This window comes from Vibrio nomapromontoriensis, assembly GCF_050337205.1.
Taxonomy (GTDB): domain Bacteria; phylum Pseudomonadota; class Gammaproteobacteria; order Enterobacterales; family Vibrionaceae; genus Vibrio; species Vibrio nomapromontoriensis.
In genome coordinates this window covers 114078-127130 of record NZ_JAKJSS010000015.1, presented here as the reverse complement: position 1 = coordinate 127130, position 13053 = coordinate 114078, and the positions used below count along the sequence as shown (strand labels likewise).

At 43.2% G+C, this 13053-nt stretch carries 13 protein-coding genes; 3 read left to right on the top strand and 10 right to left on the bottom strand.

Annotated features, from left to right (window positions below; translation table 11 throughout):
- Nucleotides 1–79 precede the first annotated feature (79 nt).
- A complete protein-coding gene (locus L4D05_RS19075; protein ID WP_428754587.1) occupies nucleotides 80–820 on the top strand; it encodes an SDR family NAD(P)-dependent oxidoreductase in 741 nt (246 codons plus the stop codon).
- Between the two features lie 52 nt (nucleotides 821–872).
- On the opposite strand, the gene L4D05_RS19070 is transcribed toward L4D05_RS19075, so the two are convergent.
- Genes L4D05_RS19070 through rppH form a run of 5 tightly spaced genes read right to left on the bottom strand, consistent with a single transcriptional unit; the run spans nucleotide 873 to nucleotide 6167 of the window.
- Complete coding sequence (locus tag L4D05_RS19070) at nucleotides 873–1724, bottom strand: thymidylate synthase (RefSeq protein WP_428754586.1); 852 nt, start codon at nucleotides 1722–1724, stop codon at nucleotides 873–875.
- Between the two features lie 11 nt (nucleotides 1725–1735).
- A complete protein-coding gene (gene lgt / locus L4D05_RS19065; RefSeq protein ID WP_428754585.1) occupies nucleotides 1736–2551 on the bottom strand; it encodes a prolipoprotein diacylglyceryl transferase in 816 nt (271 codons plus the stop codon).
- Between the two features lie 32 nt (nucleotides 2552–2583).
- The gene (locus tag L4D05_RS19060) at nucleotides 2584–3375 is read right to left on the bottom strand and encodes a sulfite exporter TauE/SafE family protein (protein WP_428794943.1); all 792 of its coding nucleotides are present in this window, start codon (nucleotides 3373–3375) and stop codon (nucleotides 2584–2586) included.
- A gap of 21 nt (nucleotides 3376–3396) precedes the next feature.
- On the bottom strand, nucleotides 3397–5646 hold the full coding sequence (ptsP, locus tag L4D05_RS19055) for a phosphoenolpyruvate--protein phosphotransferase (protein ID WP_428754583.1): 2250 nt from the start codon (nucleotides 5644–5646) through the stop codon (nucleotides 3397–3399).
- Nucleotides 5647–5648: 2 nt separating this feature from the next.
- Nucleotides 5649–6167 carry an RNA pyrophosphohydrolase gene (gene rppH / locus L4D05_RS19050; protein WP_250617519.1) on the bottom strand — a complete coding sequence of 173 codons (519 nt, stop codon included), beginning with the start codon at nucleotides 6165–6167 and terminating at the stop codon, nucleotides 5649–5651.
- 619 nt (nucleotides 6168–6786) lie between these two features.
- Between rppH and mutH the strand changes: the two genes are divergently transcribed.
- On the top strand, nucleotides 6787–7461 hold the full coding sequence (gene mutH, locus L4D05_RS19045) for a DNA mismatch repair endonuclease MutH (RefSeq protein ID WP_428794942.1): 675 nt from the start codon (nucleotides 6787–6789) through the stop codon (nucleotides 7459–7461).
- On the opposite strand, the gene L4D05_RS19040 is transcribed toward mutH, so the two are convergent.
- Nucleotides 7453–7761, bottom strand: coding sequence for a DUF6482 family protein (locus L4D05_RS19040; protein ID WP_428754581.1), 309 nt, complete (start codon nucleotides 7759–7761; stop codon nucleotides 7453–7455). The genes mutH and L4D05_RS19040 overlap by 9 nt on opposite strands.
- Before the next feature lie 163 nt (nucleotides 7762–7924).
- On the opposite strand from L4D05_RS19040, the gene L4D05_RS19035 reads away from it, so the two are divergent.
- Complete coding sequence (locus L4D05_RS19035; protein WP_428754615.1) at nucleotides 7925–8959, top strand: NADP(H)-dependent aldo-keto reductase; 1035 nt, start codon at nucleotides 7925–7927, stop codon at nucleotides 8957–8959.
- Between the two features lie 89 nt (nucleotides 8960–9048).
- Here the strand turns inward: L4D05_RS19035 and L4D05_RS19030 are convergent, their stop codons facing one another.
- The 4 genes from L4D05_RS19030 to lysS all read right to left on the bottom strand — a co-directional run bounded on the left by L4D05_RS19030 (nucleotide 9049) and on the right by lysS (nucleotide 13038).
- Nucleotides 9049–9303: a DUF1127 domain-containing protein gene (locus L4D05_RS19030; RefSeq protein ID WP_428754580.1), complete on the bottom strand. Its 255-nt coding sequence runs from the start codon at nucleotides 9301–9303 to the stop codon at nucleotides 9049–9051.
- Between the two features lie 107 nt (nucleotides 9304–9410).
- On the bottom strand, nucleotides 9411–9536 hold the full coding sequence (locus L4D05_RS19025; protein ID WP_428794941.1) for a hypothetical protein: 126 nt from the start codon (nucleotides 9534–9536) through the stop codon (nucleotides 9411–9413).
- A gap of 442 nt (nucleotides 9537–9978) precedes the next feature.
- A complete protein-coding gene (locus tag L4D05_RS19020) occupies nucleotides 9979–11307 on the bottom strand; it encodes a sigma-54-dependent transcriptional regulator (protein ID WP_428754578.1) in 1329 nt (442 codons plus the stop codon).
- Nucleotides 11308–11520: 213 nt separating this feature from the next.
- Nucleotides 11521–13038 carry a lysine--tRNA ligase gene (gene lysS / locus L4D05_RS19015; protein WP_428794940.1) on the bottom strand — a complete coding sequence of 506 codons (1518 nt, stop codon included), beginning with the start codon at nucleotides 13036–13038 and terminating at the stop codon, nucleotides 11521–11523.
- Nucleotides 13039–13053: the final 15 nt, after the last annotated feature.

The following is a 13053-nucleotide window of genomic DNA, read 5'->3' as shown; positions in this document are numbered from 1 at the left end:
GTAACCTTGAGTTTGTTACTGACCGTAATAAGAAATTTATCTTACACTGCCTAATAATTAAAACGGGAGTATGGTCATAATGAAAAAGATTGCTTTAGTTACTGGTGCTTATCAAGGTCTTGGGCTAGCCACTTCGGCTCTATTAATGGAACAAGATTACCATGTCATTATGGCCGATGTGCAATCTTGTAGCCCACTTGCCAATCAGTTTCGTCGACAAGGCTACTCTGCCTCGCACCTAAAGCTCGATCTTGCCATGTCCTCAATATTTCCTGCTATCGCCAATCTAATTGATGAGCAATTTGGTCAACTGGATGTATTGATCAACAATGCCGCTATCTTAGTCGATATGGGGCAGCACCCCTCCCAACTGGATGAAGATACGTACCGCAGAGTGCTTGAGATCAACCAAATAGGTCCGTTCTTGTTAACGAAAGCGCTAACGCCTTTGCTAAAGAATGCCAAACAAGCGCGCATCGTGAATGTCTCCAGTCAAGTTGGGCAACTCGCGCAACTTTCGGATATGAACTCCCCGATTAAAGAAGATATTTGCGCTGCCTACCAAGCATCAAAGATTGGGATTAATGCGAACACTGTGCTCTTTGCCAAAGAACTTGAGCCCTATGGTATTAAAGTCAATTCTTGCTGCCCAGGCTGGGTTGACTCCGCTATGAATAGCGATGACTTACCAGACTATGGTGATAACGTAAGACCAAAGACACCACGAGAAGGCGCTGATACCGCCGTTTGGCTAGCGACACTCAACGAAGATGGCCCAACGGCAGGATTCTTTACCGATCGAACTCGTATTGATTGGTAGCCTCTCCGTTAGCACCATATAAAAATGGCCGAGTAATGCTCGGCCATTTTTGTTACACAGAAAACGGATATTTTATTGGCTCATGACACTGATAGTCACGGACCTCAAAGTCATCGATGGTCACCCATGTCTCTAAATCTTTTAATGATTTAATCTTGGGGTTAATGTGGAACGTTGCAGCAGAAAGCGGTTCACGCTTTAACTGCACATCACGCATAAGTTCGAGTTGATCTTCATAAATATGCCCATTGACGATTTTATGATAAGCCTTACCGGGTTTCTTACCAGTGATCTGCGCCATGATGGCCAAAAAGACATAGACTTGCACCATGTTAAAATTCAGCCCCAGCGGAACATCACATGAACGCTGCGTACTGTTTAAATGCAACGTATCACCAAGCAATGAAAAGTGGTGGCTGTACATGCACGGGCGTAAACAACCCATGTGGAATTCACCTGGATTATAAAAATTTAAGATTTCACCACGATCATCAACACCACGCGTTAAATCATCCACAATTTTGCCAAGTTGGTCGATATGCCCCCCATCGGGTTTCGCCCAAGCACGCCCTTGAACACCATACACACGTCCCATATCGTCTTCACCTTTACGATATGAATTGTTCAACCAAGCTTCATTAAGGTTCGCGTTCGCATCCCAAGTTTTTGTGCCTAACTTACGAAAATCTTCCGCATTATCATAGCCACGAATATAACCAAGCAATTCAGCAACCGCAGACTTCCAGAAACTTTTACGAGTCGTCACTAAAGGAAACGCATTGCCCGCAACATCATAAGTAAGATCTGCGTTGATAACGGTTAAACAGCGCTTCCCTGTTCGTTCATTTTCAACCCAAACGCCTTCATCAACAATACGCTGACATAAATCCAAATACTGCTTCATAACAATTCCTACTACTTTGCTGCGTTATGTGTCGTGTTGCTATTGACCTTGTAGGCCCATGCCACCATCAAGGCACCTAAGATAACCATCGGCAACGATAAGATCTGCCCCATTGAAATGAAACCACCAAATAGGCCTAAATGCGCATCAGGTTCGCGAACATACTCAATAAGGAATCGGAAACAACCGTACCCTAACAAGAATAAGCCAGATACCGCACCTTCAGGGCGTGGTCGTTTAATAAACCAATTTAGAATAAGGAAAAGCACCACGCCTTCTAGCGCGAACTCATACAGCTGAGACGGGTGCCTTGGAAGCGGGCCGCCATTAGGGAATACAATCGCCCAAGGCACGTCGGTTACACGCCCCCAAAGTTCACTGTTCATAAAGTTACCAATACGTCCCATCCCTAAACCGAACGGCACAAGTGGCGCGATAAAATCAGCAACATTGAAGAATGTACGACCATTCTTACGGGCATACCACAGCATGGCAGTAATCACGCCAAGTAGCCCACCATGGAAAGACATACCGCCTGTCCAGACTTTAAATAGGTATAATGGATCTTGTATTAAGGTATCAAATCCATAAAACAATACGTAACCTACACGGCCGCCAATCACCACCCCTAAAAAACCCGCGAAGAGCAAATCAGATACCTGCTCACGAGTCCAGCCAGAACCGGCCTTATCTGCACGCCTATTCGCCAACCACATCGCGAAAGCAAAACCAACTAGATACATCAAGCCATACCAGCGAACTGAAATAGGGCCAATCTCGAATAAAACGGGGTCAATACTAGGAAATTCAATAAATCCCTGAGACATAAACTGCTCTCTTAACGTTTGGGTAATAAAGGCTAAAACATCATTGAAAATGATACGAATACTAAGAAGACCGCGAAAATCTTTTTAAGTTTCGGAGTTGGCATTGTTGTCGCCAACTTAGCGCCAAATCGCGTCGTCAGCATCGAGGTCATCGCGATTGCTAACAATGCAGGTACATACACATAACCAAGGCTATATTCTGGTAGCCCATCAGCCTTGGTGCCATGGAAGATGAAGCCTATCATACCTGAGATCGCAATCACACAACCACACACTGAGGAAGAGCCGACAGCTCGACGCATTTCTACACCATGCTTACTTAAAAAGGGCACCGACATCGAACCACCGCCAATACCCGCCAAGCTCGATACCATGCCAATTATTGCCCCATACCAACTTGTCACTACCGGGGAAGGGAGTGGACGAGTCGATGTCGAGGATATCGACAAAATCATCTGGATCGCTAATGCCAATACAATCAATGCAAAGAGTTTAGGTAAGTATTGAAAAGGGACCCAATCCGCGACAAACGAGCCAACCAGACCGCCAACAATCACACCAGGCAACAGCCACTTAATGACGAAAATATCCACATTGCCAAGTTTCAGATGATTCAACGCGGAAGAACCGGAAGTAATAATGATAGACGCGAGTGAGGTAGCCAGAGCGATTTGCATCACCAACTCTGCAGAAATGCCAAACATCGGCAGTAGATAAGCCAGCGCAGGTACTACGATCAAACCACCGCCAATCCCCAGCAAACCCGACATCGTGCCAACTACTGCTCCTAAAATAAGCAGCATAAAAAGAAGTTCAAAGTTCATAATATTTCCAACAGGCGGGCACTAAGATTTACCGGCACGAATAAAGCCAGCTAAGCCTTTTTCCTCAAAATAGTCACGCATCTGATTATAAATCGAATTGCCATACGGTTGCAGCAATGCTTGGCTGGCTAAGTGTTTCAATTCTTCCATTGTGGTTTGACGAAGAAGATACTTCACTTTAGCAACATTCGAGGTATTCATACTCAATGTGTCATAGCCTAAGCCAACCAACAATAAGGCGCCTATCGGGTCACCCGCTAATTCACCACAGATGCACACGGGTAATTGATAAGACTGACATGTTTGGAAAATATGCTTCATCGCCGCTAACACCGAAGGATGTAATGTCTCATAGATATCAGCGACTTGTGCATTATTTCGATCTACTGCCAGCAAATATTGTGTCAAATCGTTGGTGCCTACTGAAACAAAATCGACTTTTTCCGCCATAAATGGCAGTAAATAAAGCATGGAAGGAACTTCGATCATCACACCAATCTGCGGTGGAACAATATCTTGCTGTAATTGCGCGACTTCATCATAAGCTTGATTAATCAGCGTAATCGCACCATCTAGCTCCTGAACCGAAGTCACCATTGGTAACAAAATACTTAGATTATCAAGCCCTTGACTGGCTCTTAGCATGGCTCGTAATTGAATAAGAAAAATATCGGGGTGGTCGAGCGTAAATCGAATACCGCGCCATCCAAGAAATGGATTATCCTCTTCAATCGGCAGGTACGGCAGCGCCTTATCTCCCCCAATATCCAGCGTTCTCATCACAACGCGTTTCGTCGGATAAGCCTGTAATACCGAGCGATATTGTTGCACCTGCTCTTCTTCTGAGGGAAACTGCTGCTGCAACAAAAAGGAAATTTCTGTTCGATATAGCCCGACACCATCGACACCCTTGTTCAATGAAATGCTGGTATCGGCGCTTAATCCAGCGTTGAGCAACACCTGAATGCGTTGACCATCTTTCGTGGCCGCACTCAAATCAAGCGTCTGCTCAACCATGCGAGACAACTCGCTCTCTTCCGTCACCAATTCACGGTATTCGCTTAACAGCTCTGCGCTTGGATCCGGGAATATCTCACCGCTATAACCATCAACAATTGACAGTTTGCCGCTTAAAAGCTCTGGGTTAATACTCACGCCCATGACCGCAGGTATGCCCATTGCTCGAGATAAGATAGCCGCATGGGAGTTCGCTGCACCCTCAAGCGATACGACCGCAAGCAACTTATCTTTGGGTACTGACGCTAAAATAGAGGCGGTTAGCTCTCTAACAACCAAAATTATCGGCTCAGAAAATTCGTGTACTGGCTGTTCAGAATTGTGGAGGAAAAATAATAATCGCTGACCGAGCTCTCGAACATCTTGTGCTCGCTCACGAAGGTAAATGTCGGACATTTTGGCAAAACGGTTCGCATAACTCTCTACCACTTGGCGAAGTGCCCAATCGGCTCTATCCCCCTTTGCTATCTGAATTTTCAGATCTTTTCGCAACATGGGATCATTCAGCAAATGGGTAAAGAGATCAAATATTGCTAACGCATCTTTGTTGAGTTCAAGATCCAGCTTCTTACGCATTCGCTTGAAATCTGCTAAGGCATTATCAATAGCAAGCGATAGCAGCTCTTGTTCACGATTTATATCTAACGCAGAGGCTGGAAATACGTTACTTAGCTCAGGCTGCGTGTTGTCCCACCACATAGGACCGATTGCAACCCCTGAAGAAGCCGCAATTCCTTTAACCACCGTTAGCTGATTATCGTCAAAAAAACCAAGCCCTTGTGATTTGGCATGGGCAATAAGTACCGCAACTTGCGCCGCAAGTGTTACTAAAAACGATTCTTCTGTTTCACTAAATTGACGGGATTGTTTTTGTTGAATAACAAGCACCCCTAGCACCTGCTTGCGGTGAATGATAGGGGTTCCTAGAAATGCATTGTAGGTATCTTCCCCTAGCTGAGGGAAAAATTTAAATGCGGAATGCTTGGCCGCTTGCGCGATATTGATCGGCTCAGCCGTGCGCTTTACTAGCCCTACCAGACCTTCGTCAAAGTTGATATGGATAGTATCACCTTGAAACGTTAGGCCTTGGGTCGCCATAAGCTCTAAGCGCTGTTGCTGCTCGTTAGCCAGATAAATTGTGCAGCATTCCGTATGCATAGCTGCACAAGTCTGTTTAACTAAGATTTCGAGGGCCACATGCACATTATCTTCTTTAGATACGTGCTCAACTATTTCCCTTAGTTGCGAAAGCATACTTACCCTCTTCGGTGTTTTCTTTTGCCTTTAAACTTACGTTCCTTAAAAGGCATTGCGAGAGAAGCAAATTCTTTCATCGCACGACGATACACATCACGCTTAAAAGAGACAACTTGCCTAACAGGATACCAATAACTTACCCAACGCCAACCATCAAACTCAGGGGTGCTACCGCGCTGCATATTAATCTTAGATTCATCACAATCTAAACGCAGTAAGAACCATTTCTGTTTTTGTCCAATACAGACAGGCTTCGAGTCCCAACGAACCAATCGTTTAGGTAGCTTATACCTTAGCCAATGGCGGCTAACACCGACAATTTTTACATCATCTTTTGTTAACCCGACTTCTTCGTATAATTCTCGGAACATGGCCTGCTCAGGGGATTCACCTTCGTCAATACCGCCCTGAGGAAACTGCCATGAGTGTTGCCCGTATCGTTTAGCCCAGAAGACCTGACCATGGTTGTTACAGATTACAATACCCACATTTAGTCGGTAACCATCGCCATCTATCACTGGCCAACCTCAATTAAATTTTCATTACCTTGATTTTTCCACATATCCCCAAGTTGAGCAAACGTAGACATCCGTAAATTTGAACATTTACCAGTTAATCGAACTTCTATGGATAAGTTTTGCTCACTGCATTACTTATCAACATCACAATGAGACCTAGACCACATTTATTCACCTTTTCTGTGAATAACCATGTGAAGAATCTTTGATCTTCTACTCTAACTCATCAGTGTTTTCTTACTCATCATCATGATAAAAATCACCACCAAAAAATAAACCCAGTAATAACAACGCATTAAACAGGCACGGAGAAATATAGAGCGTAAATAGATCTGCACTTCAAAGCAGGATCTTAGATCGGTCAAAGATCGACCAAAGGCAAGCTTATCCACACTCAGTAAGCTAACAATTTTATCAATCACGAATAATCAAGCATTAGTTTCACCAGTATACCTGTTTATTCATACAGACAATCAAAGATAAAAGAAATAAAAAATCAAGCTGTGGATAACTCATACATAGATCCAAACCGCCTCTCTTGTGATCTTTTTTTGTACAGGCAGCCACCATACTCCATGGTAAACTAAACGGGTCATTCATCTTTATTACATTCATTATTATGAAAGCAACCCCAACATCTGAAGCCGAATTACTTGCCCGAGCCCGAGCCATTGCTGGCCTGACATTTGGTGAACTCGCACAAGAAGCGAAAATGCACGTCCCAGAAACACTAAAACGAGATAAAGGTTGGGTTGGACAATTGTTGGAATGGCACCTTGGCGCAAAAGCGGGGAGTAAGCCAACCCAAGATTTTCCCGACATCGGTATAGAGCTTAAAAGCATTCCGATTAGTTATTCAGGAACACCATTAGAATCGACATTTGTCTGCGTCGCCCCACTTGTTGGTGTGCACGGACTGACATGGGAGCGCAGCCACATTCGTAATAAATTATCGCGCGTGCTTTGGTTGCCGGTAGAGGGTGAAAGAGAAATTCCGGTCGCAGAGCGACGAGTAGGGTCACCTTTAATTTGGAGCCCGTCAGCAGCAGAAGAACTAATGCTAAAAAATGATTGGGAAGAGTTGATGGAACACATCACGCTAGGTCAAATCAATCAACTTACTGCGCACAATGGTGAAATCTTGCAGATACGACCAAAAGCCGCTAACAGTCGCGTAACGACTGGCGCTTATGGAGTAAACGGTCAACCTATCAAAACCTTACCACGTGGTTTCTATCTAAGAGCCAAGTTCACGGCTTACATTCTTGAGACCTACTTTAGTCGTTCAATGTAGTTTCAGTTCGATATCGCAGTAACGATTCATTTCCCCTGCACTACCACATTCATCATAGGCGTTGTGTAAACGAAGATAGGCCTTTTCAACACCCAGTTTTTGTAACACTTCTTTTACTGAATCAAGGGACTCAAAATGAATAGGTTCATCATCTTCCTTAATCGGTTCTAGTTTATGTTTATATTCCACTGCTAATAAATAATGTGAAATATCAGCACAACCAATTACAAAGAGTTTAGGTGGGGTATAGCTGTCTTTATGATACCCATGTAACCACCGATCGAGCTGATGTTTTTGCATATTCCACCTCCTTTAGTCATCCATGTGGACAATGCTTTATTGCTTTAATTCTTTATTAATAAACTACAGTTTAGTAAAAGAAATTCAGAAGTGTCGGAATTAAACAGAAGTTTTAGATAAAAGCGGTATAGTGAAAGAAAACCATCGCAACAAGGAAGGCTCAATGAAATATCATTCACTCCCTCATTCCTCTCTTGAAGTTAGTAAAATCGCCTTGGGCACAATGACGTTTGGTGAACAAAATACAAAAAAAGACGCATTCAACCAACTGGATTTTGCCCTAGAGCGCGGCGTCAACTTTATCGATACCGCCGAAATGTACCCGGTACCACCTAACTCAACAACACAGGGGCTAACTGAAAGCTACATCGGAGATTGGTTATCACAATCAGATAAAAGGCAAAAAGTCATACTTGCAACTAAAGTCGCAGGCCCAAGATCCCTTCCTTATATTAGAGATAATATGAGTTTAGATCGTCGTAACCTTCATCAAGCAATCGACGATAGTCTCACACGGCTCAAAACCGACTATATCGATCTCTATCAGCTTCACTGGCCTCAAAGGCAAACCAACTGCTTTGGTCAATTAAATTACCCCTACTCTGAAGGGAACGAAGGCGTCTCTTTGATTGAGACATTAGAAGCACTCAGTGAATTAATTAACGCTGGAAAAATCCGCTATATTGGCGTTTCAAATGAAACACCTTGGGGTGTAATGTCGCTATTAAAATTAGCTGAAAAACATAATTTACCGAGAATTGTTTCCATACAAAACCCTTATAATTTGCTCAATCGCAGCTTCGAAGTCGGCCTGTCTGAAATAAGCCATCATGAAGGTGTTGAGCTGCTCGCATATTCCCCTCTTGCTTTTGGATGCTTAAGCGGAAAATACCTTAATGGTCAAAGACCGAAAGGGGCTCGTTGCACCGAGTTTGAACGCTTTGTTCGTTATTTCACACCGCAGGGTATTGCTGCAACACAAGCGTATATTGACATCGCAAACAAACATAATATTGATCCTTCACAAATGGCACTCGCATTTGTTAATCAACGTCCTTTTGTGGCATCAAATATTATTGGAGCCACAAATTTATCTCAACTTGAAGCAAATATTAATAGCATTGACATTACGCTTTCTGATGAACTTATGAGCGATATTCAAGAATTAGGGACACGTTATTCAAACCCATGTCCCTAATTGACGTTAACATTTTGAGCCTAAGCTCACGCTCTGCTAACTAAGCAAAAGTGTATTTCTAGGCGGGCAATATCACAGCCCGCCTAGGATTACGTCGCTATTGTTGACCGTAACACCCTTCGAAGATGACGAGCTTTACGTTTGGCAACAACAGCCGGAGCAACCGTCACTGTGCCGAGTGGACGACCTTGGCTATCTAAGCCAATATCTCGCAGCAAATGCTCATTGTGCAGAGGAAGCTGATAAGCATTGCGGCGATAGCGACGTTTCCATTCCCTCTCTTCATGGTGAAGATCCGCTTTAATTAACCAAGTAGCAAGAGTCAGATAAACAGATGTACGCATAATAGTGTCTCCTAATTTTACAAATATTGAGGAGAGAAATAGCGATCTAAAGAAAATTTTCAGTGACTTTGAGACTGCTATTTCCGCAGCCTCTAGAGGTACGGATATTAAAGTTTATTGGTATCGGACATAGATGCAGGGCTAGCTGAAAACAGCGCAATATGCATCCATTGTCGTTTCATACACTCACGCGGAAGTGCGATAGTCTTGATAGTAATGTTACGATTCATCATTTACGCCTCCACGTTAACTTAATAATCCGAAATAATTTGAATGGTGTGAGCTCGAAACTCATGGTCAATTTTCAATCAAAGCGTCGCTATTTTCAACAAATTTGTTACAAAAAAAAACAATAACATGAAATATTCTATATTCTTGCGACTAAGCCACGCTAGGATGAAGCAATACATTGTATATAGAGGCCTTAGTAGTGATTCATTTCAACCGAACAAATAACAACCAGATCAATAAAATAATTCCGTTGCTAAAACACACTTCACAAAAATAATGTAATTAAGAGCAAAGCTTATACAAATCGCCATACGACACATTTAAAAACGGTTATACATTGCAGATTGGCATATAAAAGAAAGGACTGGCTGTGTACGGTTCCAGATAGTGATAAAAAAAACCACCTCAATCAAGCGATGGTTTATAACTGGGACAGTTAACTATTTACAACGTTTCTTCCGCGATCAAGTTATGCTTATTTAGCAAACGATACATCGTCGCTCGCGATATGCCCAACTCCTTGGCAGCAAGTGTTACCTGACCATTGTGGCTGTCGAGTACCAATATTAGTGCATCTCGCTCAGAGCGCTCTCTAATGCTCTTTAAGCTACGCTTACCAGAATAGGTACCTGGTAATTCAAAGTGCTTCTTAGACAGCACTTCTTCTTCAGTCATCAGCACCGCTCGCTTAACTTGGTTCAACAGCTCTTTTACATTGCCGGGCCAATGGTAGTAAGTCAGGGTTTTAAGAGCATCATCGTCGATAGATTTAACTGGAGAATTAAATTCTTTAGAAAACTGGCCAATATAATGATTTACCAATAATCCAATATCTGTTGCCCGCTCTTTCAGACTCGGAACATTAATTCTAAGAACATTAATACAATGGAACAGCTCATCATTAAACAAACCGTCACCAAGCGCTTTTTCGATATCGGATGAATCTGCCGCTAAAATGCGAATATCATACTCTTTCCAGCCATTGACCGTCTCTACTTTGCCCTCTTGATAAAACTTCAGTAAGTTCATTTGTTGTTTGGGCTGCAAGGTAAATATGTCATTAAGTAGGATCGTGCCTCCCGCCGCTTGCTCAAGCAACGAAACCTGATCTGGGTTATGTAGGCCAAAAAATTCATTTTCAAAGCGAGCGTCAGAGAAAGCACGACAATTAACCGCGATAAAGGGTTTTTGCGAGCGAGAAGAGCAACGATGAATAGCCTTCGCCACCGTTTCTTTGCCACAGCCCACCTCACCATGAATCATAATACTGACATCTGTTGGGCCGATACGCTTAATTTGATCTCTCAATCGCCTTACAGGTAGAGATTGCCCAACAAGACCAAGATCATGATTATTGCCATTATGCGGCCAAACTTTCTGCTCAAGTTTAAGCATACCAAGTTGGTGACCAATCGTGCCCATTAAGCGTGAGTCTGGAATAGGTACAGTAAAAAAGTCGATACAGAAATTCACGATAAATTGGCATATGGTGTCTGAACTTAATTGAGACTCTCTGATAAAAGCAATCCACCTTACCTGTTTATGGGTGCTCACCAGTTTTGCAATCCCATTTAGGCTAAAGTCATCTCGTGTTAAATCCACAATACCAATACAAGGACCTATTTCGGAGAAAATGGCGTCCGCTTTACGTAGATCAGAACACTGCGTACATCGCCAACCAGCTTGTTCTAAAACTGATAACCATGGCTCGTAGGTCCCCCCCACTACCACTAAAGCGCCGGGGATGGAATCCATCTTAAACTCGGTTCCCATTACATCATTCCTTATTATTACTTTTAGGATTCAACTGGTTAATTCTATTGAATAGGACTATTCTCACAAGGTAACTCTTACATTATTGCCGACTTTACCTGTCTCATATTTAAGACTAGTGCACAGTTTTTTATTTTTCTACAAAAGTTCTTGATTTTTTGGCATAAAAAAAGCCTCTCAATAGAGAGGCTTAAAATATTTATTGCCAGTTAATTACTGCTGAGGACGCATCGCTGGGAACAAAATAACGTCACGAATAGTATGAGTATTCGTAAATAGCATAGCCAAACGGTCAATACCGATACCCTGGCCAGCCGTTGGCGGTAAACCGTGTTCTAGCGCTGTAATGTAATCAGCGTCGTAGTACATTGCTTCATCATCACCCGCGTCTTTTGCATTCACTTGCGCTTTAAAGCGTGCATCTTGATCTTCTGCATCATTTAGCTCAGAGAAACCATTTGCCACTTCACGACCGCCGATAAAGAACTCGAAACGGTCAGTAAAGAACGGGTTATCATCGCTACGACGAGCCAATGGCGAAATATCTGCTGGGTAGCCAGTAATAAACGTTGGTTGCATCAACTGAGGCTCAGCTGTCTCACCAAAGATTTCTTCTAGTAGCTGACCGCATGTCCAGAACGTTTCAACATCGACATGGACCGATTTAGCAATAGAAACCATAAGCTCACGATCTTGCAAATCTGCTTCGGTTAGCGCTTGGATTTGCGCATGATCTGGGTTGTACTGCTTAATCGCGTCAAACATACTTAGACGTGCGTAAGTACCACCAAACTCAACCTTTTCATCACCGTATGGCATTGATGTAGAGCCCAGCACATCCATTGCTGCCGTGCTTAGCATCTCTTCAGTCAAATCCATAAGATCTTTGTAGTCTGCGTACGCTTGGTAGAATTCCATCATGGTGAATTCAGGGTTGTGACGAGGAGACAGACCTTCGTTACGGAAGTTACGGTTGATCTCGAATACACGATCAAAACCACCGACAACCAAACGCTTCAGGTATAGCTCAGGCGCCACACGTAGATACATGTCGATATCCAACGCATTATGGTGAGTCACGAATGGACGAGCGGTTGCGCCACCAGGGATCACGTGCATCATTGGCGTTTCAACTTCTAAGTAACCTTTTGAACTCATAAAGTTACGGATAGAAGATACCAGCTTAGAGCGAATGATAAATGCACTACGAGAATCTTCGTTTACGATCAGGTCAACATAACGCTGACGGTAACGCATTTCTTGATCCGTTAGACCGTGGAATTTCTCAGGTAGCGGACGAAGTGCTTTAGTTAGCAGTTCAAACTCTTCCATATTCACGTAAAGATCACCTTTACCTGACTTATGAAGTGCACCTTTAACACCAATGATGTCACCAATATCAAGACCTTGATATTTTTCTTTTAAAACCTTCTGAACATCTTTTGCTGCATAGGCTTGGATACGGCCAGAGGTCTCTTGAATCGCTAGGAATGGACCACGCTTTGCCATTACACGACCGGCAATAGACACAATGTGGTTCAGCTCTTCTAGCTCTTCTTTCGATTTTTCACCGAACTCAGCCTGCAGATCGCCAGCGAGATGCTCACGACGGAAATCATTTGGGTGGCCATTCGCTTTGCAGCTTTTGCGGATGTGATCCAGCTTGCTACGACGCTCAGCAATTAACTTATTTTCTTCTTGTAGGTTTTCATTTTGAACAGCATCAGTCATTTGGATGTACCTGTT